23 protein-coding genes are annotated in these 24,883 nt (G+C 63.8%); 14 read left to right on the top strand and 9 right to left on the bottom strand.

Annotated elements, in window-relative coordinates:
• From PV760_RS04825 to hrpB, 4 genes are all read left to right on the top strand, one after another.
• Positions 1 to 245: hypothetical protein (locus PV760_RS04825; protein ID WP_354627277.1), on the top strand; the 245-nt coding region annotated here is incomplete at its 5' end.
• A 147-nt stretch (positions 246 to 392) separates the two neighbouring features.
• The gene (locus PV760_RS04830; protein WP_354627278.1) at positions 393 to 530 is read left to right on the top strand and encodes a hypothetical protein; all 138 of its coding nucleotides are present in this window, start codon (positions 393 to 395) and stop codon (positions 528 to 530) included.
• Positions 531 to 954: 424 nt separating this feature from the next.
• The gene (locus PV760_RS04835) at positions 955 to 1,998 is read left to right on the top strand and encodes an NAD(P)-dependent alcohol dehydrogenase (protein ID WP_018777505.1); all 1,044 of its coding nucleotides are present in this window, start codon (positions 955 to 957) and stop codon (positions 1,996 to 1,998) included.
• Positions 1,999 to 2,087: 89 nt separating this feature from the next.
• Positions 2,088 to 4,694, top strand: coding sequence for an ATP-dependent helicase HrpB (gene hrpB / locus PV760_RS04840; protein ID WP_354627279.1), 2,607 nt, complete (start codon positions 2,088 to 2,090; stop codon positions 4,692 to 4,694).
• Positions 4,695 to 4,703: 9 nt separating this feature from the next.
• On the opposite strand, the gene PV760_RS04845 is transcribed toward hrpB, so the two are convergent.
• The gene (locus PV760_RS04845) at positions 4,704 to 6,338 is read right to left on the bottom strand and encodes an amidohydrolase (RefSeq protein ID WP_354627280.1); all 1,635 of its coding nucleotides are present in this window, start codon (positions 6,336 to 6,338) and stop codon (positions 4,704 to 4,706) included.
• The gene (locus PV760_RS04850) at positions 6,328 to 7,785 is read right to left on the bottom strand and encodes an APC family permease (protein ID WP_055975610.1); all 1,458 of its coding nucleotides are present in this window, start codon (positions 7,783 to 7,785) and stop codon (positions 6,328 to 6,330) included. The genes PV760_RS04845 and PV760_RS04850 overlap by 11 nt, the downstream gene beginning before the upstream one ends.
• A gap of 151 nt (positions 7,786 to 7,936) precedes the next feature.
• On the opposite strand from PV760_RS04850, the gene PV760_RS04855 reads away from it, so the two are divergent.
• The 3 genes from PV760_RS04855 to PV760_RS04865 all read left to right on the top strand — a co-directional run bounded on the left by PV760_RS04855 (position 7,937) and on the right by PV760_RS04865 (position 11,558).
• A complete protein-coding gene (locus PV760_RS04855) occupies positions 7,937 to 8,554 on the top strand; it encodes a TetR/AcrR family transcriptional regulator C-terminal domain-containing protein (RefSeq protein ID WP_354627281.1) in 618 nt (205 codons plus the stop codon).
• On the top strand, positions 8,551 to 9,285 hold the full coding sequence (locus PV760_RS04860; RefSeq protein WP_354627282.1) for a M50 family metallopeptidase: 735 nt from the start codon (positions 8,551 to 8,553) through the stop codon (positions 9,283 to 9,285). The genes PV760_RS04855 and PV760_RS04860 overlap by 4 nt, the downstream gene beginning before the upstream one ends.
• A 170-nt stretch (positions 9,286 to 9,455) precedes the next feature.
• On the top strand, positions 9,456 to 11,558 hold the full coding sequence (locus PV760_RS04865; RefSeq protein ID WP_354627283.1) for an elongation factor G-like protein EF-G2: 2,103 nt from the start codon (positions 9,456 to 9,458) through the stop codon (positions 11,556 to 11,558).
• Positions 11,559 to 11,560: 2 nt separating this feature from the next.
• Here the strand turns inward: PV760_RS04865 and PV760_RS04870 are convergent, their stop codons facing one another.
• Complete coding sequence (locus PV760_RS04870; RefSeq protein WP_354627284.1) at positions 11,561 to 12,226, bottom strand: alpha/beta hydrolase family protein; 666 nt, start codon at positions 12,224 to 12,226, stop codon at positions 11,561 to 11,563.
• Positions 12,227 to 12,339: 113 nt separating this feature from the next.
• Between PV760_RS04870 and ligD the strand changes: the two genes are divergently transcribed.
• Positions 12,340 to 13,365, top strand: coding sequence for a non-homologous end-joining DNA ligase (gene ligD, locus PV760_RS04875; RefSeq protein ID WP_354627285.1), 1,026 nt, complete (start codon positions 12,340 to 12,342; stop codon positions 13,363 to 13,365).
• A gap of 23 nt (positions 13,366 to 13,388) precedes the next feature.
• Here ligD and PV760_RS04880 read toward each other — a convergent pair whose 3' ends face one another.
• From PV760_RS04880 to PV760_RS04900, 5 genes are all read right to left on the bottom strand, one after another.
• Positions 13,389 to 14,009, bottom strand: a complete 621-nt coding sequence (locus PV760_RS04880) for an L-threonylcarbamoyladenylate synthase (RefSeq protein WP_354627286.1) — start codon at positions 14,007 to 14,009, stop codon at positions 13,389 to 13,391.
• A 20-nt stretch (positions 14,010 to 14,029) separates the two neighbouring features.
• Positions 14,030 to 14,902, bottom strand: a complete 873-nt coding sequence (locus PV760_RS04885; RefSeq protein ID WP_354627287.1) for an ABC transporter permease — start codon at positions 14,900 to 14,902, stop codon at positions 14,030 to 14,032.
• A complete protein-coding gene (locus tag PV760_RS04890; protein ID WP_502921429.1) occupies positions 14,886 to 15,869 on the bottom strand; it encodes an ABC transporter ATP-binding protein in 984 nt (327 codons plus the stop codon). The genes PV760_RS04885 and PV760_RS04890 overlap by 17 nt, the downstream gene beginning before the upstream one ends.
• A 20-nt stretch (positions 15,870 to 15,889) precedes the next feature.
• Positions 15,890 to 17,017 (bottom strand): LolA family protein, encoded by a 1,128-nt coding sequence (locus PV760_RS04895; protein WP_354627288.1) that lies wholly within the window; start codon positions 17,015 to 17,017, stop codon positions 15,890 to 15,892.
• A gap of 74 nt (positions 17,018 to 17,091) precedes the next feature.
• Complete coding sequence (locus tag PV760_RS04900) at positions 17,092 to 18,030, bottom strand: N-acetylglucosamine kinase (RefSeq protein ID WP_306877553.1); 939 nt, start codon at positions 18,028 to 18,030, stop codon at positions 17,092 to 17,094.
• A 95-nt stretch (positions 18,031 to 18,125) separates the two neighbouring features.
• On the opposite strand from PV760_RS04900, the gene PV760_RS04905 reads away from it, so the two are divergent.
• The 6 genes from PV760_RS04905 (at position 18,126) to PV760_RS04930 (ending at position 24,036) form a co-directional block, all read left to right on the top strand.
• The gene (locus PV760_RS04905; protein WP_354627289.1) at positions 18,126 to 18,848 is read left to right on the top strand and encodes a GntR family transcriptional regulator; all 723 of its coding nucleotides are present in this window, start codon (positions 18,126 to 18,128) and stop codon (positions 18,846 to 18,848) included.
• A gap of 1 nt (position 18,849) precedes the next feature.
• Positions 18,850 to 19,644, top strand: coding sequence for an IclR family transcriptional regulator (locus PV760_RS04910; RefSeq protein ID WP_354627290.1), 795 nt, complete (start codon positions 18,850 to 18,852; stop codon positions 19,642 to 19,644).
• Between the two features lie 228 nt (positions 19,645 to 19,872).
• Positions 19,873 to 20,658 carry an SDR family NAD(P)-dependent oxidoreductase gene (locus tag PV760_RS04915; RefSeq protein WP_354627291.1) on the top strand — a complete coding sequence of 262 codons (786 nt, stop codon included), beginning with the start codon at positions 19,873 to 19,875 and terminating at the stop codon, positions 20,656 to 20,658.
• Positions 20,659 to 20,708: 50 nt separating this feature from the next.
• Positions 20,709 to 22,373: a 4-oxocyclohexanecarboxylate 2-dehydrogenase gene (gene chcC1 / locus PV760_RS04920; RefSeq protein ID WP_039241169.1), complete on the top strand. Its 1,665-nt coding sequence runs from the start codon at positions 20,709 to 20,711 to the stop codon at positions 22,371 to 22,373.
• Positions 22,370 to 22,660: a Dabb family protein gene (locus PV760_RS04925; RefSeq protein WP_018777523.1), complete on the top strand. Its 291-nt coding sequence runs from the start codon at positions 22,370 to 22,372 to the stop codon at positions 22,658 to 22,660. Before chcC1 ends, PV760_RS04925 begins: the two co-directional genes overlap by 4 nt.
• A 35-nt stretch (positions 22,661 to 22,695) precedes the next feature.
• Positions 22,696 to 24,036, top strand: a complete 1,341-nt coding sequence (locus PV760_RS04930; RefSeq protein WP_354627292.1) for an MFS transporter — start codon at positions 22,696 to 22,698, stop codon at positions 24,034 to 24,036.
• Here the strand turns inward: PV760_RS04930 and PV760_RS04935 are convergent.
• On the bottom strand, positions 24,023 to 24,883 hold the full coding sequence (locus PV760_RS04935; protein ID WP_354627293.1) for a PaaX family transcriptional regulator: 861 nt from the start codon (positions 24,881 to 24,883) through the stop codon (positions 24,023 to 24,025). The genes PV760_RS04930 and PV760_RS04935 overlap by 14 nt on opposite strands.

The raw sequence follows: 24,883 nt of genomic DNA on the forward strand, positions 1-24,883 counted from the left end.
CCGGTGTGGAGGGCGTCGGCGAGTCTTTGACGACGGGCCGGGATTTCCTGGCCGGTTATTCCGGCCCCGGGCAGGATCTCGTTCGCGAGGGCGAGCCTGCGCCGTGCTTCGCCGATCCCGATCCGCAACCGGGCTCGGAGGAACTCCGCTGCGTTCCGGTACCCATCATCCAAAACACTGCCACCACCACCAGCACCACCACCATCAGCAGCAGCAGCCGGGACGGAGTCACCGCCACCTTCTGACTCACCGGCTGGCTCGGTCCAGCCCGTCCGCCATTTCTGGGCGCCGGACGCCGGGGACTGTCCGGGCTGCGGTGCCGGCGCCGCACGCTGCGCCTCCGTCCGGGTCCGCTCCACAGCCTGCGCAGCGACGACCTGCACGTACTCCAGATGACGAGACAGATCCTCTACCCGGCCCGCAAAATCAGCAGCCTCCCCAAAGCCAAACAACCGGGCATCGGCAGCGACCGAACCACACAGCTCGACCAACGCCTCGGAAGCCTCGTCAAGCAACTGTGCCTGTTCTGACGGACCACCTCCAGAGCCGGACGTGGGTCCGCAGCTGACAGGAAGCCGCTTACTGTTGTGATCGCTCGGGGACAAATCGCTGGAGCCTGATTGCTCGGATTGCGGATTCCCTGAACGGAAGGAAACGTCGGACGGTTCGCCCGGCCGACTGAGAACCTGCCCGTTTGTGTCCATGCAACGAGCCTGTCATGGCCCGACGCCGGCGATTAGCCCCCTCACGGGCTATGTGGAAAAGTCCGTGACTACGCCGGTCTTTGAAGCCGAAAATCCACCCATGCAGCTCCTGCTGACGGAGCCTCCAACGGCAACATCCTCATCATGCCGAGAGGGTTTCTGCCAGTACCCGTAACAGCAGTGACTGCTTACACTCAGCCAAAGCGTGTTAGATGGAAACATCCGCTAAAGACAGACACGTTGGAGAAACATGCCTACCGCTTCCGCATTTGCCTCACCCTCGGCCACGGGCGACCTGACCCTGACCACCATTGAACGCCGCGAAGTTGGCCCGAACGACGTCCATATTGATATCAAGTTTGCGGGTATCTGCCACTCGGACATCCACACCGTTCGCGGTGACTGGGGTCCCCAGCAGTACCCCTTGGTGCCGGGCCACGAAATCGCCGGCATCGTTACCGAGGTTGGCGCCGAGGTGACCAAACACAAGGTCGGCGACCGCGTCGGCGTCGGCTGCATGGTCAACTCCTGCAAGGAATGCAAGAACTGCGTGGCCGGCGAGGAACAGTATTGCCTGAAGGGCAACGTGGGCACCTATGGCGCGGTGGACCGCGACGGCACCATCACCCAGGGTGGCTACTCCAGCAACGTCGTGGTGGATGAAGACTTCGTGGTGACCATTCCGGAAGGGCTGGACCTCGATGTTGCTGCTCCGTTGCTTTGCGCCGGTATCACCACCTTTTCCCCGCTGCATCACTGGGGCGCGGGTCCGGGCAAGAAGGTAGCGATTGTCGGGCTGGGCGGTCTCGGACACATGGGCGTCAAGATTGCCCACGCCATGGGCGCCGAGGTGACGGTTCTGTCGCAGTCCCTGAAGAAGATGGAAGATGGCCTGCAGTTGGGCGCAGACCACTATTACGCGACCAGTGACCCCGCCACCTTCGAACAGCTTGCCGGTACGTTCGACCTGATCATCAACACGGTCAGCGCTTCAATCGACATCAGCGCCTACCTCCAGTTGTTGACGCTCGACGGGACGCTCGTCAACGTCGGCGCGCCCGCTGAACCGCTCCCGGTGAACGCCTTTGCCTTGATCGGCGGTCGCCGTCGTTTCGCCGGCTCCATGATCGGTGGCATCCGCGAAACGCAGGAGATGTTGAACTTCTGTGCCGAGCACGGCCTTGGTGCGGAGATCGAGGTCATTCCTGCCAGCAAGATCAATGACGCTTACGAACGAGTTCTCGCCTCGGACGTCCGCTACCGCTTCGTCATCGACGCCTCCACCATCGGCTAGACCGAACGTCTCGAAAGGCCGCGCCCTCCAAAAGGGCGCGGCCTTTCGGCTGCCGGGACGCTGCCAAAAAAAGCAGCGACAATGGTTTGGTGACTTTCAGACTGGACACCATTGGCAGGGGACTGGTCTTCGCCGACTCCATCCAGGACCTTGCAGCGGCCCTGTCGCAGCAGGGCGACGGCGGCACTGCGGTTGTGCAGGCGCCGCCAGGTACGGGAAAGACCACGCTGGTGCCGCCGCTGCTGGCGAACCTCATTGGTCAGTGGCATTCCGGGCAGCCACGCGTCGTCGTGACCCAACCCCGGAGGGTCGCAGCACGTTCCGCCGCACGGCGGCTCGCTTCCTTGGACGGAACCCGGTTGGGCAGCAAGGTGGGCTACACCGTCCGTGGCGAGTCCAGGACGGGTCCGGACACGATGGTGGAGTTCGTTACTCCCGGGATACTCATCCGGCGACTCCTCAACGACCCCGGTTTGGAGGGCGTCCAGGCGGTGGTCCTGGATGAGGTCCATGAGCGGGGCCTTGAGTCTGATCTTCTGGTGGGGATGCTCGCCGAGGTCCACGAACTCCGCGAGGACCTCACACTGGTCGCCATGTCGGCAACCCTTGATGCCCGGCGGTTCGCCGCGTTGTTGGGAACCGGGGGCGACGGCGGCGGGCCGGCTCCCGTTATCGACTGCCCTTCCGCAATGCACCCTTTGGACGTTCAGTGGCGTCCGTTCCGGGAACACCGTTTGGACGAACGGGGAGTGGCCCGTGCCTTCCTCGATCACGTTGCCCGCACCACGGCGGAGGCCCACGCAGCCGCCGTGGCCGGGAACCCCGACGTGGATGCCTTGGTGTTCCTCCCGGGCGTCCGTGAGGTGTCCGACGTCGCTTCCCGCCTACGGGCGGAGGTGTCGGGGAACGTTGAGGTTCTTGAGTTGCACGGCCAAGTAGGTCCTGACGCCCAAGACCGCGCAGTATCCGGGCGGGAGCCGGGAGGCGCAGCACGGATCATCGTGTCCACGTCTCTGGCTGAGTCGTCACTCACCGTTCCGGGAGTCCGGTTGGTCGTCGACTCAGGGCTGTCCCGCGAACCGCGCAGGGATGCCGGCCGCGGCATGTCCGGTCTCGTTACCGTCTCCTGCTCACGTGCATCGGCGGATCAGCGTGCGGGGCGCGCGGCGCGGCAGGGCTCGGGTACCGTGGTCCGCTGCTACGACCAACGGGACTTTGCTTCCGCCCCTGCCCATCAAACCCCGGAGATCCTGGCCTCTGACCTGACTGGAGCGGCGTTGATGCTCTCGTGCTGGGGGGCGCCCCGCGGCAAGGGGCTGGCGTTGCCGGATACCCCGCCCTCTGCGGCCATGGACGACGCTATGGAACTGCTCAGGGAACTGGGCGCCGTGACGGAAGACGGAACAGCCACCGCCCTGGGCAAAACTCTTTCGCGCGTACCCGCCGATCCGCGTCTGGCCCGGGCCCTGCTGGACGGATCAGCAGTTGTGGGCCGACGCGTCGCGGCCGAGACGGTGGCCATGGTGGCCGGCGATCAGCGTGCTCCCGGGGCGGACTTGACCAAGTTGCTGGGCTACCTGCGTTCCGGATCAGATCCCGCAGCGCGGCGTTTCGCCGAAGACGTGAAGCGGATGGAGAGCATCGCGCGGCAGGAGGCGGCCGCCGTCGTGCCCTTACCAAATGCCCGCCACATCACGGCGGCCGAGGCGCCCGGCTTCGTTGTGGCGCTGGCGTTCCCGGACCGTATGGCCAAACGCGTTACGGGGAGTGGCCCGGACAGCTATCTGCTGACCTCGGGTACGCGGGCGGGACTGCCGGCCGGGAGTCCGTTGTCAGGGCACGATTGGCTGGCGGTTGCTGAGGTCTCACGCGCGCAGGGCCGCGACGCTGCCGGGACAGGTGCGGTTATTCGCTCGGCCGCGCCGCTTTCGGCGGAACTGGCCGAGGCCGCGGCCCCCCACCTCTTGACCGGGAAGGAGTACGCCACCTTTGACCAAGGTCGCGTGACCGCCCGCCTGGAACGGAGGCTTGGGGCGATTGTGCTGTCCTCAACGCCGGTACGTCCCAGCGTCGCGTCCGGACGAAGGGCAGTAGCAGAGTCCCTGGGCAAGAACGGATTATCCATGCTGCATTGGTCCAGCAACGCCGATGCGTTCCGGCGGCGTTTGGCCCTGCTCCACCGTGAGCTCGGTGATCCTTGGCCAGATGTCACGGAATCAGGCCTGTTGGCCAGGTTGGAAGAATGGTTGGCTCCCGAGTTGGAGGCGATGGCCACTGGCACTGCTGCCAGTGCCGTGAATCTTGCCGATCCGCTGCGCCGCCTCCTTCCATGGCCGGATGCCGGCCGTTTGGACGTTCTTGTTCCCGAACGCCTTGCGGTGCCCAGCGGTTCTCTGGTGCGCCTTGACTATCCGGACGTGGATGACGACGGCGGTCGTCCCGTCGTGGCGGTCAAGTTGCAGGAGTGCTTCGGCTGGGACAGCACGCCCCGGCTGGTGGACGGCAGGGTGCCTGTGCTCTTTCACTTGCTGTCCCCGGCAGGGCGTCCCCTGGCCGTCACGGATGATCTCTCGTCTTTCTGGTCCGGCCCCTACGCGCAGGTCCGGGCAGAGATGCGGGGACGTTATCCCAAGCATCCCTGGCCCGAAGACCCGTGGACCGCACCGGCTACCGCCAGGACCAAGAACCGGATGTAGGGCGGCCTGCTAGGCCGAACGGTCCAGCATCAACTGGATTTCCCCGTCCACGAACGTTCCCAGGACGCGGCTTGCGGCCAGCTCGTCCGGCGCTGCGCTTAGCGGGTCCAGTTCAAGGACAGTGAAGTCCGCCCGCTTGCCCTTGGAAATGGACCCCGAAACATCCCATAGCCCTGCGGCTTTTGCTGCGTGTGAGGTGTAGCCCTCAAGCGCTTGAAGCGCCGTAAGTGCCTGGCCGGGAGCGATGGGGTCCTGCTCCGGGTGGCCCGAACGGCGCCGCAGGCGTGCGTCCGCCATGATGGGCAACGGCGGGAAAGGAGCGATGGGCCAATCGGAGCCAATCCCCAGGGCCACACCGGCTTCACGAAGATCCCGGCAGCGCCACGCCCTGTCGGCCCTTTCGGGACCGAGCCTGTTGGACCAGTTGTCGCTATGGTCGGCCAGGGAGTAGTGAGTGCAATGGGTCGGTTGCATGCTCGCCACCACCCCCGCATCCTTGAAGCGCGCCACGAGTTCGTCCGGAACGGTTTCGAGGTGCTCGATCCTGTGGACGGTCCGGCGGAGGACATCCGACGGCACAACATCGCGGAGGGACTCCATCGCCTCCAGCACGTGTTGCACTCCGGCGTCACCGATCGCGTGGGTCGCCGTCGGGATTCCGCGTTTCGCGAAGTAGCGGACGGCGGCTGAGTATTCTTCGGGCCGCGGCCAGAAGGGCGCCGTGGATTCGCCGTACAGATCGGGTTCGTAGAGCCAGGCCGTTCCGTTGTCCACCGTTCCATCTACGAACAGCTTGATGGCTTCAACGGACCAGCGTCGCCCACCCTTGCCCAAGGTACGGGCGAGTTCCTTCCAGTCGTCCTCTCCGGTGCCAGGCATGCACCACGGCGCAGAGCGCAGCCGGAGCGGCAGCTCACCGTCGGCCTCGAGTGCGTGGAAGAGCGCTGCGGATTCTGCACTGTGGTCCATGATGTGGCCGCCGGTGAGTCCCGACCTCGCAAAATCCCGGAGCAACGCGGCCAGTCTCGTCTTGCGCCGGGCAAAGGACTCCTGGGGGATGTGGCGCTGCACGAGCTCCATGGCGGCGGCTTCTAGCAAGAGGCCGGTAGGAACTCCTTCGGCGTCGCAGACCACTTCCGAGGCTTGCTCGAAGGCGTACCTGCCACGGACGCCGGCCACCTCCAGGGCGCGGCTGTTGGCCACGGCCGAGTGCCCGTCGAACAACCGGATCAGTGCCGGTTTGCCGCCGCTGACATCGTCCAGCATGCTGCGGTGCAAGGGCGCCGTGCCGAACGCGTTCGGATTCAGGCCCCAGCCACGCAACCACTCGTCGTCGTGTGCTGCCTGGGCGCGGAGGAGCGCCCGGACTTCATCAAGCGTCGACGCACCGGAAAGGTCCACACCGACGGTGAGGTCCAGGCCGAATACCGGATGGATGTGGCAGTCAACCAGGCCCGGCGTGAGTGTCGCGCTGCCGAAGTCCACCACGTTTGTGCCCGCCTGTCGCCAGTCGTGGGCGTCAGCGCGGCTTCCGACGGCGGTCACGGTGCCGTCGCTGACCGCGACCGCTTGGACGGGCCCAAGCTGTGGGTGCTCGTCCAGGGTGTGGATGGTATCGGCGAGGACGATGAGGTCAGGAATCATGGGTTTCAAAGCTTCCAATCCGGGCGAAGACGTCGGGGCGGGCAGTGCGCAGGCGGCGGGCGATCAGCAGGCCTGCGAGGAAAACGATGGGTGTGACAGACAGGAGAATGGCGTTGGTGACGGCATCGGCAAAGGTCAGCAGTTCGATGTTGACGGCGATGAGCGCCACGACCCCGAAGAGCAGGAAGGCCGATGCAATGCTCACTGGAATGAGCACTCGGTTGGTCACTGCGGCGGGGTTCCGGCGCAGGTAGATGAACGCGGCCACCGAAACAAGCCCCTGCAACGCCACGATCCCCACGATGCCTGGCGTGTTGACCCAAATGAGCAGGTGCTTGTAGGGGTCGGCATTGGCCACGGCACAGATCAGGATGACGACGGCGGCCAGCACCGTCTGGATCTGTCCCGCACGGTGCGGTGACTTGTATTTCGGGTGTGTCCTGCCCAGGAAGGCGGGAAGGATCCCGTCCTTGGCCAGCATGTAGACATAGCGGTTGATGGCGTTGTGGAAGGCCAGCTGGGAGGCATAAACGCTGGTCACGATCAGCACATACATGACGACCTCGGCCCAGGGGCCCACGTACTGGTTAATGGTGGCGAAGAACATCCCGTCGGCGAGTTCACCGGCAGCAGCCACGACGTTCCCGTTGCCGAATGCCTGGATGACCGTCCACACAATGAAGGCGTAGAACACGGACATGAATCCCACGGCGATGTAGGTCGCCCTGGGGACGGACTTGTCCGGATTACGTGCTTCACGCCGGTACAGGACCGTTGATTCGAAGCCCATGAACGCCGCGAAGCAGATAGCGAGAATGGCCAGGACTCCGGGAGTGAAGGCGTTTTCGGGGGAGAAGGAAGCGAAACTGATACCTTCGGCACCTCCGCGGGCCAGGATGCCAACACCCATGATGGCGAGGATCGCGGTCTCAGCGATGAGCAAGACGCCCAGCACCTTGGCGCCGACGTCAATTCCGCGGTAGCCGAGGAACCAAACAGCCGCTATCGCGGCCAGGGCTACCAGCGGCCAAGGGACTTCCAGGCCGAAAAGCGTTCGAAGCATGGCTTGGGTCTGGACCGCGAACAGCCCGTAGACCCCGATTTGCAGACAGTTGTAGGACACGATCGCGAGGATTGCCGAGGCAAGTCCCACCGTCTTGCCCATGGCCAATGTGATGTAGGTGTAGAAGCCGCCGGCGGCTTTGACGTGCTTGGTCATTGCCATGAAAGCGACGGCGAATACCAACAGCACCGCGCCGGCGACGACGTAGCCCATGGGGGCGCCGATGCCCCCGATTCCAATGGCTACGGGGGCCACGCCGGCCATGACGGTAAGTGGGGCCGCTGCGGAGATCACCAGGAAGGCGATGCCGCCGGTGCCGATGGCGTTCCGTTTGAGCCCGTTTCCAGCATCGGCTGCTGGCGGTCGGGTTTCCAGATCAGACATGGGGATCCTATGGGGTGAAGGGGAAAACTGGGGGAGGGAGACTTAAGCGAAAGCCTTTCGTTTATCGTAAGGTCTTGTGATCCGCAGCACAATACCCATCGGGCAACTTCTGGCTAGAGTCGTAACAACAACCTTGAATGGAGTACCCCGTATGGCACGCCCGCTGGTCCCGCTGATATCCATCGACGCACTCGTCACCGCCGCCCTGGAGTTGGTGGACGAGGCCGGGGACTTCAGCCTGCCCAAACTGGCCAAACGGATCGGCGTCAGCCAGTCCTCCATCTACAACCACGTCAGTGGACGCGAAGAGATCCTTGAACTCATGCGGGGCCGCATCATCTCCGAAAGCACTTACGAACTCGGCGCCCGGCAGGATTGGGAGGCCGCCCTTCGCGCGATTGTCCGTAGCTACCGGGATGCCTTTGCCCGGCACCCCAGGCTCGCTCCGCTGCTGGTACTGCAGACGGTGCAGGACCACCAGGTCCTTGGGCTCTACGAGGACCTGGCACTGGCCCTGGAAGCCGCCGGTTTCCGCGGCCGCGACGTGTTGTCCGCGATCTCCACCATCGACAGCTTCGCACTGGGTTTTGCCTTGGATCTGGCAGCCCCGGACGTTGTCTGGGCACCTCCACAGCAGGGCTTCCCGGCCCTCAGCGGCGCCTTGGCCAACGCGGGACCTGCGGATGAGCGGGGCGAAGCGGCCTTCGAATTCGGTTTGGAAATCCTCATCGCGGGCTTGCATTCCCGGCTGCGGACCGCGGTTCAGTGAACTTTCTGCAAACGTGGTGGGAGGCGGTGGTCCGTGGTTTCACCCAGACCCACGCCACTGCCGTACCCATGCCTGTCCTCGTTGGCATCCTCGCCTGTGCTGTGGTCCTCAGCATCCCGCGCGCGACGTGGCGAAGGTTCGGCCTGTACGTCACCTTCGTCCACGAACTGGGCCATGCCTACGCAGCCCTCATGACGGGAAGATTCGTCCATGGACTCCGGATCGGGCTCGATCACTCCGGCCGCCTGGTCAGCAGTGGCCGGAGCGCCTTCGGTGCGGCGTGGTCCGGTTTCTGGGGTTATCCTGCCCCGGCCGTCGTGGGACTGTGCCTGATTGCGGCGGTCAGTGCCGGGCGGTCCGGCGCTGCCATGTCGGTCGGGGCCTTGATCCTCTTGGTTTCCCTGGTCTTCCTGCGCAACCTCACGGGGATACTGGTGGCTCTGGCCAGCGCAGGGATTGCCCAGGTTTTGCTCCTTTTCGCCACTCCCGACGTAGTCAACTACGTCGTGATGGCCCTGGGCGTAGCCCTGACCGTGGGAGGGGTGCGTGACCTCTTGAAGCTGGCCGGCGTCCACACAAAACGCCGTGAACGCCTCGCCTCGTCAGACGCTTTCATTCTGGGCCGGACCACTGGCGTGCCTGGGTTTGTGTGGCTCTCCGGGTTCACGATCGTCATTGCCGGCTGCGTGGCGGCGTCAGCGTGGTTGCTGTGGGGGATGCTCACCGTTTAGCCCGGCATCAGGGACAGCGGGGGACGTGCGACGCCGCGGGCTTTGGTTCAGTGGCTGCAGGCACTTGCCCTGTGGTCGCCTCAGGGTGTCCAATCCTCTTAAAGATTCGGAGCTCTGGACGCGAACCATGAGCGTTCGGGCTCCGTGGCGGGAGAACCTCAGGAGATGCCATGTCTGCAAAGGGCACGCGCGATGCGGGAAAAGCTACAAGCCCCACCGCGAATGAAACCAGGCGCAGTGGGAACGGCGTGGTTTCTGCACACCGAGACCCCGCCAGGATACGCAACGTGGCACTGGTCGGGCATTCGGGCTCCGGCAAATCGATGCTGGTCGAAGCGCTGCTCGCGGCAACGGGAGCCATTACCAGGATGGGCTCCATCAGCGAAGGCACGACTGTCAGCGATGCTGATCCTTCAGCCATCCATCAACAACGCTCGGTAACCCTGTCCGTCGCACCGATCCTCATTGGCGACATCAAGGTCAATCTGATCGACACCCCCGGCTACACCGACTTCACAGGCGAGTTGCGGGCTGGTTTGCGGGCCGCCGACGCGGCCCTTTTTGTTGTGTCCGCCGTGGAGGGAATCGACGGCGCCACCGTCGCGCTGTGGAGCGAATGCGAAAAGATCCGGTTGCCCCGCGCAGTAGTGATCAGCAAACTGGACCATCCCCGCGCAGACTTCAGCGCCGCCGTCGAGCGCTGCCGGGAAGCCTTCGGAGAATCTGTCCTCCCGCTGTACGTTCCGGCAGTGGTTAACGCCGGCCTCATCGGTGTCCTTCACGGCGCCGCGGAGGAGTTGACCCCCACGGCCGATGTGGAATCAGTAAGGGATGCCCTGCTGGAAGGAATCATTGCCGAAAGCGAAGACGAAACCCTCATGGACAGGTACCTGGGCGGTGAAGAACTGCCGTTGCCCGACCTCATCAACGACCTTGAAACCGCCGTGTCACGCGGCAGTTTCTTTCCCGTGTTGCCCACCTCGGCCGAAACGGGCCTTGGGTTGCCGGAACTGATGGCCCTGCTCACCGACGCTATGCCATCGCCCCTTGAACGGACGCCACCTGCAGCCATGACGCTCGACGGTTCATCGCTGAAGACGTTGCACTGCGATCCCGCGGGCCGTCTCGCCGCCGAAGTCGTTCGGACCACCGTGGACCCTTTCCTCGGCCGGGTGTGCCTGGTTCGGGTCTTCTCGGGAACGCTGCGCGAGGATTCGTCCATTCACATCGGCGGCAGGGGACTGGCGGACAGGGGACATGAGGACCACGACGCGGATGAGCGCATCACACACCTGTACTCCCCGGTGGGATCCGGCCTCAAAGCCGTCCCGGAGTGCATCGCGGGTGACATCTGTGCCATCAGCAAACTGGCAAGTGCCGAAACAGGCGATACCGTCTCGGACCGCGAAGCCCCGCTCCTGATCGAGACCTGGAACATCCCCGAACCCTTGATGCCGATCGCCGTGGAGGGCGCATCACGAAGCGACGAAGACGCGTTGGCGAAGAGCATTGGAAAGGTAGCGGCCGCCGATCCAACACTCAGGCTTGAGCGCAACCCGGACACCCATCAGCTCATCTTGTGGTGCATGGGCGAAGCGCACGCCGAGGTGATCATGGACCGCTTGCGAAACCAAGGCGTGAAGCTGCAGACCGTGGATATCATTACTCCCCTGCGGGAGACGTTCGCCAGCAAGGCAACCGGACACGGCCGCCACGTCAAGCAATCAGGCGGCCATGGCCAGTTCGCCATCTGCGACATCGAGGTGGAACCGCTGGCACGCGGCGAGGGGTTTGCGTTCACGGACAAGATCGTTGGCGGGGTCATTCCGGGAACGTTTGTCACGTCCGTGGAAAAGGGGGTCCGGGCCCAAATGCTCAAGGGGGTGTCTGCAGGATTCCCGGTGGTGGACATCAAGGTAACGCTGGTGGGTGGCAAGACCCACAGCGTGGATTCCTCCGATGCCGCGTTCCAGGCAGCAGGCGCCTTGGCGCTGCGGGAGGCTGCCGCCGCCGCGAAAATCCAACTCCTTGAACCTGTCTCCTCCGTGGTGATCAGCGTGCCCGACGAATACGTCGGAGCTGTCATGAGCGACCTCTCCGGGCGACGAGGGCGGGTGAACGGCACCAATGCCACCGACAACGAGGGTACCGAGATCCTCGCGGAAGTGCCGGACCAGGAACTGCTGCGTTACGCCATCGAACTCCGCGCCCTCACGGCCGGCACAGGACATTTCCGGAGATCGTACCTTCGCCACGAGCCACTGCCCAAGTAGGTTCAGGCACCCGTTTTCAAGAACGCAGCTACCTCGGGTGCCAGCGAAGCACCTGTTTCAGCTGCGGTCCGCTTCAGGCCCTTGACCGCAAATGAATGGTCACCGCCGTCGCACCACTGGAGCCTCGCCGTCGGGCCGATCCTGGACACCACGCCTTCCAGGATTTCAGGAGTGGCGAAGGTGTCCCGGGTGCCCTGCAGGAACAGCATCGGCACGGTTATTCCGTAAAGGTGTTCATCCCGGAGCTTCTCTGGTTTCCCGGGGGCATGCAGCGGGTACCCAAGGTAGACGAGTCCCTGCGCGGGCATGCCTTCGGCCACCGCCATGGACGCCATGCGCCCGCCGAACGATTTGCCTGCGGCCCATAACGGTTTGCCGTCCGACAGCTCTGCCGCTGCCTCCATCACGGCCCGCCACGTTGCGATGGCAAGGGGCGGACGGTCCGGGAAGCGACGCCCGGCTTCGCGGTAGGGAAAGTTGAAACGGAGTGTAGCCACACCCTCCTGCGCCGTGGCCGAGGCGAAGCCCTGCAGGAAGGGATGTTCCATCCCGGCCCCGGCGCCATGGGCCACCACCAAGGTGGCAAAACTGTCCTCAGGCTGGACATGGAGGGCGGAAACACTGGTATCGGCGACGGCGACGGTCAGGGATGTCTCGACGGTGGGCATATGAACATCATTACCTACCGGAGCGGCAGGAGAAGAGCCCATCACGAAACACGCCCTCGGGCATCAGGCACAAGGTGCTGACGCGGCGCACCTTTACGGGGTAGCTTGTGCCCATGGCGAGTGAAGCAACCACTGTAACCGTGCCCGGTCCCAACGGCCCACGTGAGGTCAGGATTTCCAGTCCGGGCCGGGTCATGTGGCCGGACGCGGGGCTGACCAAGCTCGATCTCGCCAACTACCTGATCGATGTCGGGGAGCCATTTGTCGCCGCCAACGGCAACAGGCCTGTGAGCCTTCAACGGTACTCAGGAAACATCGATGGAGAGATGTTTTTCTCCAAGAACCCTCCCAAGGGCGCCCCTGAGTACGTTCGCGCCGTCACTGTTACCTACCCGAGCGCGCGGGCACACCCCCAACTGGTCATCGACGAACCTGCGGCAGCGGTGTGGGCAGCCCAGATGAACACCGTGGTATTCCACCCCTGGGCTTCCCGTGCCAACGATCCCGATAACCCGGACCAGCTACGGATCGATTTGGATCCCCAGCCCGGGACGGATTTCGACGACGCCATCCCGGCTGCGATTGAGCTTCGCTCTGTCCTGGAGGAGGGCGGGCTGACGGCGTTCATCAAGACATCGGGTAACCGTGGTCTGCATGTTTACGCCCCCATCCATCCCAAGCACGAGTTCCTCGAGGTCCGCCACGCCGTGATCGCTGCCGGACGCGAACTTGAGCGCCGCATGCCCGACAAGGTCACCACGGCGTGGTGGAAGGAAGAACGCGGAAAGCGGATCTTCGTGGATTTCAACCAAGCCAACCGGGACCGGACCATCGCTGGCGCCTACAGCCCGCGGGCTGTACCGACAGCGCAGGTGTCCTGCCCTTTGACCTGGGAGGAACTGGAGAATGCGGACCCCGGTAAGTACACCATCACCACCGTTCCCGACCGGTTGAAAAAGGTGGGGGATCCTTGGGCGGCCATGCACGATCATCCAGGTGACATTGACGTCCTGCTCACGTGGTGGGAACGCGACGTCGAGAACGGCCAGGGCGAGATGCCATTCCCGCCGGAGTTTCCCAAAATGCCCGGTGAACCCATGCGGGTACAGCCAAGCCGGGCGCGAAAGCCGGAACAGTAAGCCACCGCCGTCGGCCTTGACCGTTATTCGAAGCGGGAAGGATCGCCCGTACCGCGCCGTACCACCTCGGCCACCCCACTCGAAAAGTCGATCACCGTGGTTGGTTCCGAACCTGTGTCTCCGGCATCGATCACGCCGTCCACCTGGTTGTCCAAACGCTCCTTGATTTCCCAGCCCTGGGTCAACGGTTCTTCCTCATCCGGCAGCAGGAGCGTGCTGGACAGCAGAGGCTCTCCCAATTCGGCGAGAAGTGCCTGCACCACCTTGTGGTCCGGGATGCGGACGCCGACTGTTTTCTTCTTGGGGTGCAGAAGCCGCTTCGGAACCTCCCGGGTGGCCGGAAGGATGAACGTGTAGCTGCCGGGGGTTACAGCTTTGATGCTCCTGAAGATGTCGTTGTCCAGCATGACGAACTGGCCCATCTGGGCGAAGTCCTTGCAGACCAGAGTGAAGTGGTGTTTGCTATCCAGATGCCGGATGGTGCGTATCCGGTCCAGCGCTTCCCTGTTTCCGATCTGGGCGCCCAAGGCATAGCAGGAGTCGGTAGGGTAGGCGATCAAGCCGCCGTCCCGCAGCATATTGACCACTTGGCCGATGGCGCGTGGTTGAGGGTCTTCCGGGTGCACATCAAAGAATCTGGCCATGCAAAGAGCCTACGACAAAGCTACGACAACACGTCCTTGTTGGAGAATTTCGCATACGCCAAGGCGCCGCACACCACTATGTAGCCGGACTGCAGCAGCGCGTTCGCACCAAACGATGTCCAGGCGATGGGCTGCCTGAGCAGATCAGCGAAGTCCAGCCAGTGGTGGCTGAAAAGCCACGGATGCAGCCACTCCAGCTGTGGCAGGTTGTCGAGGACCTGCGACACGACGGACAGGACAATCGTGGCTGCCATGGCACCAACAGGCGCATCGGTGAAGGTCGAGATCAAAAGGCCGATCGCCCCCAACCCCATCAGGGACACCGTGATGTAGGCAGCGATCAGCAGCGACCGCAGTGCGGAATCGCCCACGCTGACGGTGTCGCCGGACAGCAGGGTGACCGGCCCTACGGGAAAGAGGACGACGCCGGCCAGGGTGCCTGACGCTGCCACAGTTGCCGTCGCGGCACAACAGAAGGCGACCGTTCCCGCGTACTTGACCAACAGCAGGCGAATGCGCCCCGCAGGTGCCAACAGCAGGTACCGCAAGGTTCCGAGGTTCGCTTCCCCTGCGATCGTGTCTCCTGCCACCACACCTATGGTGAGGGGAAGGAACAATGGCACGCACACCACCAGCGCCGTGACCGCCACGAAGAGCCCGTTCTGGGTGATCCTGTCCAGGAACAGCGGGCCGCGGCCAGGAGTTGCGGGCCTCGACGACAACCTCACCGCGACTGCAACCAGGATGGGCACGGCGGCCAACGCGACCAGCATGGCCCACGTGCGGAGCCTGCGGAAGAGTACCGACAGTTCAGAGGCAAGGAGTGCCCACCCTGCCCCGGACCGCCCGGTGGCAGATGGAATACCAGCAGCGGTTTCAGCCGGCAACGTCAAACCCCTCTCCAGTAAGGGACACGAACCGTTCTTCCAGGCTTGCGTGCCCAACAGTGAATCCGCGGACGCGCACGCCTCCTGCAACCAGTGCGGCCACAATCGTCTCCGGGGCCATGCCGTTGAGTCCGGTGCCCATGAGCGTGTCGTCGCCCCTGCCTGTCGCATCACTTGGGACCACACCAAGGCGGGACAGGACGCCTGCGGCCACACCGACGTCGGGCGTGTGGATCAGGACGTGCGACTCCCCGGAGGAGCGCAGCTCATCCAGTGGCCCTTGGGCCACCAGTTTTCCCGCGCTCATAATGCCTGCGTGCGTACACATCTGCTCGACCTCGGCCAACAGGTGGCTCGAGACAAAGACCGTCGTGCCACCTGCGGCAAGGGAACGAACCAGGGCGCGCACTTCGCGCGTCCCTTGGGGGTCAAGTCCGTTGGTCGGTTCATCGAGGACAAGCAGTTCACGGGGACGCAGCATCGCGTTGGCCAGGCCGAGGCGCTGTTTCATGCCTAGTGAGTAGGCGCGGACCTTCTTTCCGGCAGCATGGCCGAGCCCCACACAGTCCAGGGCCTCGTGGGCACGTTGCCGCCTGGTCGATGAGGGTGCGTGGCGGTCGGCCGAGTCCAGGCGCATCAGGTTTGCCTCGCCGGTGAGGAACGGATAGAAACCGGGGCCCTCAACCAAGGCGCCCACGTGCGGCAACACGGAGGTCAAGGATTGTGGCATCTCCTTGCCCAAAACGCTGATGTCGCCGCTGTTCGCCGTGGCGAGGCCAAGCAGCAACCTGATGGTGGTGGTCTTTCCCGAGCCGTTAGGCCCCAGGAAGCCGTAGACCGCCCCCTGGGGAACGGCCAGATCAATGCCGTCGACGGCGGCGCGGCGGCCGAAGCGCTTCACCAGTCCACGTGTTTCGATGGCAAGATTGTCGCCGGTGCCTGGATGGCTTGCCAGGACGGCAGGGCCGGTCAGCGGGCTGGTCGCTGGGTCGGTCACGGGGCAGGGACGTTTAACTGTTGGGCGACTGCCTGAAGCCGCTCCAACGGCACCATGCCCGCATAGACGCGGCCGTCGTCGAGAATCAGCACGCTGATCACCGATGTCGTCAGTGCGCGGCCGCCCGGAACAGCTTGGAGCGCTTGCGTGAGTTCCGGGCTGGCAGTGAGTCCGGCCGGAGCGGTTCCCGCCGGAAGGGAGATCACGGCGTCCCAGCCGGCGCCTGTAACCGTTGCACCATGATGTGGCTGGGGCGGTTGCGGCTGGGTCGTTGGGCCGGAGGGCTCAGGCAGTGGCATGGAAGGAACGGGTGCTGCGGGGATCGTCTTTTCGCTGACCGATGCGCCCTGCGGCGGTACGAATTCAAACAGCGAGGCGTCCGGGGCAGTCAGGTCCAGCTGCGTGTACTCCAGTGAATAGGCGGGCCCGGCCTGCCCTTTGGCCCTCAGTTCGATACCGAGGGGGAGGCCGGTTTCGGCATCCACATCAATCGCCACAGCGTCCACCAAGGTGCCCGCCGTGCGGGGTTTCAGGAGGAGTTTGTAGGCGCTGCGCCCGGCCACCGAGGACGAATTCCCGACGCTTACTTCAGTGCTGGCGTCAATGGCTGTCAGGAAGCGCGACGCTAAAGCCTCGGGAGTGTGGATGGTGGGGCGCGGTGATTCTGGTACCCGGGACTCGGTGGGTGCTCCCACCGACGGACGGGGGATGCTCACATGCGTAGCACTGTTGTCCGAGGAGTCATAGAACCACGCGTCCTCGCCATTCAGTACAAGATCGCGCTCGGCCATCCGGTCCAGGATCTGTACGCGTGCTTTGGAAGGACCATCAATGTAGACCCTCGCAGTGTGCGAGCCTGTCAGGAACTCCAAGGCGGAGGCGGTTCCGGGCGCAACCCCGGGGCCGGCCGTTGGAACTTCGGGAAGTCCCAGTTCGGCGGTTTGTTCCAGTGTGCCGGACAGCTCCCGGACCTGGGTGCGCGCGATCATGGCCAGGATCTCGTCTGCGGTTTTGGGTGGCAGGGAGCCGGTTGCGCCCGCTTGGACTGCACCAAACAGCACGGCCATGCCCATGGCAAGGCTTATCAGGAGCGCCGGCAGCCACCGCCGCCTGGCCCGGGTCATTGCTACCGGCCACCGCACATCAAAGGCATGAGTCCAGATTACTCCCGTTGGCCGTCTGGATCACTCGTGGTTCGCTACTGCTGGATCAGTTGCCGTGCAAGTTTGACTGCGCCGAAAACGGGGGCTTGGGGGAGTATCCGGACCAGCGACGGATCCTCCAAGGACACTTTGCGCGCTACAGCCGCAGCAAGTTGGTCCTGGTTGACCAGCAAAGCGCCGGCCATCACCAAGGGAAGATCCAATCCGAGTTCGCCCAGTACTTGCCTGGCCAAGGACGCCAGGGAGTGGGCTGCCTCGGCCTGGATCCGCAGCGCCGCAGGGTCGCCGTCCTGCGCCATCTCAAGGACGAGCGGGGCCAGTCCAGCCCAATGATCGGGTTCCGGCTTTGCATAGAAGAAGTCCATGAGCTGCAGGGCATCCACACTGGCCGTGGCGGCCATCAACGATTGGACCAGCGGGCCCGGTTCAAGTCCGGCGTAGTACTCCCGTAAGGCCTCGCGAACGGCGTCCCGGACTACCGAGTATCCACCACCCTCGTCGCCGAGAAGATAGCCGTATCCTCCACTGCGGGCTTCCCGTCCCTCACGGTTCCTGCCCCAGGCCACAGAGCCGGTTCCGGCCACCAGGACCACGCCTGCTTCGAGACCGGCCGCGGCGAGGATGATGCGTGTGTCATGGACCACCTCGATTTTGGCACCGGGAAAATGTTCCGAGAGGAGGGCCGACAGAACGGCCCGGCTCGCAGGGGTGTCGGCGCCGGCCGCTCCCGCACAGACTGCTGCGACACTACCGCCCACACGTGCCGCAATCCGCCGCAGCACTGCGTCCGCGCCCTGGTGCCCCACGGAAGACAGGTTTGCACGTGCTTCGGTGATCTCCAGGCGGGCATCATTGTCCGCCCCGGGGAAGCGGGTGTCGTCGGAGAGAACCGCGTGGGTTTTCGAACCGCCGATGTGGAGCCCGAGGACAACCGGGGCAGCGTTTGTGGCGCTGTTGCTCCCGGACTGCTGCATTTCCTCCAAGTGACATCCCTTCGTCTCTCGCCAAGTTTGGCACTCCGCCTAGATTGGCATAGACCAATCCCCTTGTCTACAGGTAGTTTGTCCGTATGTCCGCTGATACAGCTCCGGCAACACCCAAGTACTACATGGTCAAGACCGAAATCCTTGCCCGCATCACGGGGTTGAAGCCCGGTACCCTCATTCCCACCGAGAGGGCTCTTGCGCAGACGTATGCAACGTCCCGCACCACGGTGCGCCTGGCCATCAGTGAGCTTGTTGCCGAGGGGAAGCTGGGGAGGATCCAGGGGCATGGCACTTTTGTCGCACCCCCCAAGGTGACCCATGTGCGGCAGTTGACCTCATTTTCCGACGACGCCAGGATGCAGGGACTTAAACCTGGTTCGACGCTGGTGGCCCTGGATGTCACCAAGGCCAGCCCGGAGGTCGCTGCGCACCTCGGGCTCGCGGAGGGTGGCTTGGTAACCAGACTGGAACGCATCAGGCTGATCGATGGTGCACCACTGGCCCATGAGGTCGCATGGCTTCCGGGAAGGCTTCCACGGTTCAAGGCCAGCCTTGCCAAGGCGGGTTCGCTGTATGCCGCTCTCCGGGACACTTACGGGATAAGCATTGCCGAGGTCGAGGATACGGTGGAAACTGCGTTGGCCGGCCCGGGTGACGCCCGGATATTGGGGATTGAAATGGGGGCCCCTCTTCTGGTGGTCAACAGGCTGGCGCGCGACGGGAAAGGGGCGCCCGTTGAGTGGACTCACAGTACCTTCCGCGGTGACCGGTTCAGGTTTGTCTCGCGCGTGAAATCAGGGGAATAGCGTGGCCAACTCGACTTCCGGCGAGTCCGTCATCCGTCGGGTTGTCCGGCTTGTCGGCGCGTTCGACGACTCCCATCGGATCATGAGCGTCGCCACGCTGGCCCGCCGCTCGGGGCTGCCCGTAACCACCACCTACCGCTTGGTGGACGAGATGCTTGCCGAGGGCCTTCTTGAACGGGAAGCCAATGCCGAGGTCCGCATTGGCACGAGGTTGTGGGAGCTTGTGTCCAGAAGCTCCCGGATGGTTGGCCTGCGTGAGGCCGCGCTGCCCTTCATGGAAGACGTGCAGTCTGTGGTCCGGCATTCAACAACGCTGGGAATTTTGGAGTCCGATGAAGTCCTTTACATCGAGCGGATTGGTTTCAGGGATTCGATGGTGGACATCACCAAGGTGGCCGGACGTCTGCCCGTGCACGGCACATCCTCCGGGCTTGTCCTGCTGGCGTATTCCTCAGCCGCCTATCAGGACCTCTTCCTCTCCCGGACGCTTGAAAAGTTCACTGACGCCACGCTGACCGATCCAGCCGAACTGCGCCGCCACCTGGCAGCGATCCGCCAGCGGGGATTCGCGTCCATGCCCGGGATCATCGTGCCGGAGTCGAGTGGGATCGCCGTGCCTGTCTTCGACCGCACCAACGCCGTCGTGGCGGCCCTGAGTGTGGTGGTGCCCAGGAATGAAGAAAACGCGGCCGTCCGTGTGCCCGTTTTAGTGACGGCAGCAAGGGGTATTTCGCGTGCCCTCGGTTGGCGCGGCGAACTCAAGGGCGCTCTTCGCCAAAGCAACGGAAGCATCTGATTCCCGTTCATCGGTAACGCTGTGGCTCTACTCACAGGGCCGCTGGCAAAGTGGAGGACACAGCAGGGCACTGCGGACAGGACCACCGTCCGGAGCCATCCAAGAGGACTCAGACCCTCACGGCATTTCGCCCAAGTTCACGATCAGCCCCTTGAGGCTCTCTTCCGTGCTGCCCTGCGCCGCAGTGATGTTTGAGCGCCGCAATGCCGCGGCAGGAGGAGTTTGATCATGGATTCAGAAAGACGCGGAAATCCGGCCGATGCGGCCCGGCGCGTGGCCGGGAAAGTGGCCGTGGTTACCGGCGGCAGGGGCGACCTGGGGAGCGCGACTGCCCGGCTGTTGGCGGACCATGGAGCCTTGGTGGCGTCGTTGGACCGCGCCGGGGCACCGTCCGGAGGCGGCCGCCCGGGCATCACCGAATACGACGTCGATGTCACCGATGAGTCCAGCGTCGCATCAGCGATCGGGAGACTCAGCAAAGAACTCGGCGCCCCGGACATCCTGGTCAACGCAGCCGGAATCATCGGTGCCGCCGGAGCAAGCCACACCGCCTCCATGGATGACTTCAATGCCATCTTTGACGTCAACGTCAAGGGGGTTTGGCTCATGACCAAATACGTCGTTCCGGGGATGATCGAAAAGCAGTCCGGGAGCATCATCAACTTTTCGTCCATTCATGGACTAACAGGTGGAAGCAACGTGCCCCTCTACCACGCAACGAAGGGCGCCGTCCGGCTCCTCAGCAAGTCCGACGCCGCTACCTACGGAATTCACGGTGTCCGCGTGAACTCGATACACCCCGGTTCCATGAACACCAGGATGAGCCGCCGTTCAGCGGAACAGTCCGCGATCGGGGCAGAGGCCTACTACCGGCAATTGGTCGGCAACAGCCCCCTCCCCAGGCAGGGGGAACCGGACGAAATCGCCTACGGCGTTCTTTACCTTGCCTGCGATGAGTCCCGCTTCACCACGGGATCCGAGCTGGTGATCGACGGCGGCTACACCGCTGTCTGAGCCCAAGCATCCGCAACTGAACCACAATTCCCCTCTGAAAGGCATTCTTCGTGAAATTTCTCAACGGCACACAGGCCGGTACCTACGACGTCGTCGTCGTCGGCTCTGGCGCAGGGGCACTGACAGCAGCGGCCACCGCCGCACGGGCGGGCAAGTCCGTCGTCGTGCTCGAAAAGACCGAACTTCTCGGCGGAACCACTGCCGTCTCGGGCGGCATGCTCTGGGTGGCTGACAACCACCATGCCCGCCAAGCGGGCCTGGACGACTCCAAGGAAGCGGCCGCCCGGTACATCCGGGCCGTGGCGCGTGGACGCAGCCGCGAAGAGCTCCTGGACGCTGCCCTTGATTTTGGAGACACCATGCTCCGTTTTGCCGAGGAAGAATGCGGGCTGCGCTTCATCTTCCTGGATAACTTTCCGGACTACCGCCAGGACCTACCCGGTTCCGTTGAAGGCGGGCGCACTGTTGAACCTGAACTATTCAATATCCGGGAGGCACTCGGCGACCTCGCCCGCCACGTCCGCTCCGATGGCAGGGCACCGTTCACTATGCAGGAGTATGAGAACTGGGGCGCCTTCACCAAATTTCCGTGGGCTCAACTCAACCGGCGCCAGGACCAAGGGCTCGTGGCCAAGGGGCACGCCTTGATTGGCATGCTGCTCGCAAGCCTGGTCCGGGACGGCGCTGCGCTGGTGGTTGGCGCCCGTGGTCAACGATTGCTGCTCGACGGCGGCCGGGTCGCGGGCGTCGAACTCGAATCGGGAGAAACGTTCCTTGCCAACGATGGTGTCGTACTGGCTACCGGCGGATTCGAATGGGACAAGGCCCTGGCCGATTCGTTGCTGGCCTCGCGCCTGTACATTATGTGCTCACCGCCCTCCAACACAGGCGACGGGCTCAGGATGGCACAACGCATCGGGGCACAGACCCGCGGAACCCGCGAAGCCTGGTGGGCCCCCATGTCAATAACGGGAGACACCCGGGACGGGGCACCCGTGGGCACACTGCTGAGGTTCGAACGGCAAGGGCCCGGCTCGCTCATGGTCAACCGGCACGGACGCCGCTTCGCCAACGAGTCACAGAACTACAACGACCTTGCGCGCTGCCTTCAGTCCTGGGATTCGCCCAACAACCAGACCTTGAATACACCGGCACATGTGGTCTTCGACCACGCCTACTTGGAGCGCTACGGCGTCCTTGCACACCGGGCCGGCCAGCCCACGCCCGAATACCTCGTGGAAGCACCCACGCTGGAGGGACTGGCCGCAAAGATCGGTGTTCCTGCCGGGGAACTGAGGGCTACGGTCAGCCGCTTCAACGAATTCGCCGTCAAAGGCGAGGACCCGGACTTCGGCCGGGGTGAAAGCGCCTACGACAAGTACTGGGGCGACGACGACTGCCCTTGGCCCAACCCATCGCTCGGCCCGCTGGTGACCGGCCCGTTTTACGCGATGGAAGTGGTCAATGGTGCCTTTGGGAGCAATGGAGGCATAGCCACGGACGGACGGGCACGCGTCCTGGACGTCGACGGACAACCCATTCCGGGCCTTTTCGCTGCCGGTAACACCACCGAAAATGCCTACGCCGCTGGGTACCCGGGTGCCGGTGCCACCCTGGGTCCCATCATGACCATGGGGTACCTGGCGGGCCGGACCATTGCGGGCCAGCCGGCCGAATACGCGGGTGAAAGCGTCATGACAGGGGTGGAAGCATGATCCGCCATGCAGTGCTGTTCAAGTTCAAGCCGGATTTTCCCACAGCCGACAAAGCCGCGTGGATGGCGGGACTGGATGCCATGGACGGCAACATTCCCGGCCTCCTGAAACTGACCCACGGCGCTGACATCTTGCAGCAGGAACGCTCCTTCGACTACGCGATCGTTGCCGACTTCGCCGCGGCGGAAGACATCGAGGTCTACAACACCCACCCGCTGCACGAGCCCCTCAAGAAGTATTCGTTTCCCAACAGCGAACACATCATCGCCGTCGATTTCCACCTCTGAATCAACGCCTGGACGCCGTTCAAAGGAGAACAGCCATGCATACAACTGCCTCGCAGCCAACGACGCTGCGCAAAACCCCCGGAAAAGCCGCTTTGGCCTCGTTTCTGGGAAGCACCCTCGAGTACTACGACTTTTTCATCTACGGCTCAGCCGCTGCACTGGTCTTCGGCCCGCTGTTCTTCCCTTCCGATGATCCCGCAGTTGGCCTGATCGGGGCTTTCGCCACGTTTGGCGTGGCCTACGTGGCACGGCCGGTCGGCGGCCTGGTCATGGGACATTTCGGTGACAAGCTGGGCCGGAAGAGGATCCTGCTCATCACCCTGGCCGTGATGGGACTGTCGTCCCTTGGCATCGGGTTCCTGCCGGGTTACAGCCAGATCGGCGTCTGGGCTCCGGTTCTGCTGGTCATTGGCCGGCTGGCACAGGGTTTCTCCGCAGGGGCAGAATCGGCAGGCGCGTCCACCTTGACCCTGGAGCATTCACCGGAAGGGCGACGTGGCTTCTTTACCAGCTTCGTCATGACCGGCTATGCCTCCGGCATGGTGCTCGCGACGATTGTCTTTATTCCTGTGTCCGCTCTGCCCACTGAGGCGCTGATGAGTTGGGGTTGGCGCATCCCTTTCTGGTTGTCCATTGTGGTGCTGGGCATCGCCTACTGGGTGCGTACGCACCTGGATGAGACTCCGGTCTTTGAAGAAGCAAAGGACCGCAAGGCTGTGGCTCCTTTGCCGTTACGGGAAGTCCTGCGTTTCCAATCTGCGGATGTGGTGAGGTTGATCGGCATGTCCATCATGTCAGTGATGCAGACGATCTTCACGGTCTTCGGTTTGTCCTACGCCACCGGTGCAGCAGGGTTCGACAAGGCACCCATCCTCACTGTGAATGCGGTAGCCATTGGCCTGTCCATGTTCGTGATGCCCCTGACTGCGAAACTCTCCGACAGGTTGGGACGCAGGCCGCTGCTACTGACTGCGGCCATCGGCTGCTCGGTGACGATTTTCGCCTACTTCGCGGCTTTGTCCACGGGCAACCTCTTCCTGGTCTTCGCCGCAGCGTTCATCAACATGACGTTGCTTTACTCCTGCTTCAACGGGATCTGGCCTGCCTACTTTGCCGAACTGTTCGCGGCACCGGTCCGGTATTCGGGCATGGCCTTGGGGAACCAGTTGGGTTTGGTGGTGGCTGGTTTTGCTCCCCTCATCGCAGGACTGCTCCTGGGCAAGGGCCACGACGGCTGGCTTCCCGTAGCGGGTTTCGCGGTACTGTGCATGGCCATCGCCGGAGTTTCCGCCTTCTTCTCCCGGGAAACGGCCAGGACTCCCATAGGAGAGCTGGGGGAGCCCTACTGGCGGGGAACTGCTGTCAGGAAGCCGTGACCGTCACGGTGTCCTGGAGGGAACGCCGGACGAACTCCGAGCTGGGTTCCGCATAAGCTGCGAGGATCCGTTTGAACAACTCGGCACCTTCGGCCCCGGGCCAGTCGGCGGGCAGGAATGCCTGCGGCAACCCGGGGTCGAGGTAGGGAATGATGCGCCACCGGTCGATGCACCGGACGTAGGCAGCGAAGGCGGAGGCGCCGGGTTCGACTTCCGGTGCGGCATCAATGACCGCAGCTGCATGTTCGCGGATGAAGTCCCTATGGAGTTCAGCAACTGCTTCCAAGTCCCACCATTTGGACGCCGCTTCCCGAAGGCTGCCACCCACCATGGGTGTACCGGCCACGAAGACTGTGGTTACGTTGCGCAGCCCCAGGTCCGACAGTATTTCCTCCACTTCCACCCGGAGGGAATCCGGGCAGATCCACAGGCCGGCGGCCACTGTCCCGCACCCGATCCAGTGCAATCTGCGCCGCAGTTGATGACGTTTCTCACGTTCGGTCTCAGGGATCGAAAACGAAATCAGGCACCAGGGATCAGTGGGCGACATGCTCCGCGGGTTGTAGATCCGGCGGTCGCCGCGGGCAAGCATGGTGGTCGCACCTTCTGTCAGGGTGAAGCCTGGAACGCCCTCCCGGTTCTCCTGCACGAGCACGTCCTTCTTCCGCAAGCGGCCCAGTGCCGTCCGCGTGACTGTTCCCGATGTCCCCAGGGCGTCCATGAGCAACACAATGTCCTTGGTGGACATCCATCCGCCCGCGTCGCGCAAGTACAGGCCGATGACGGTGCGCAGCAATGAGGTTGTGCTCCCTGGACGGGAGTCCATGTCATCGAGGACGGCGCTCAT

Origin of the sequence: Paenarthrobacter sp. CC6, assembly GCF_040560085.1 — a bacterium.
Taxonomy (GTDB): Bacteria; Actinomycetota; Actinomycetes; order Actinomycetales; family Micrococcaceae; genus Arthrobacter; species Arthrobacter nicotinovorans.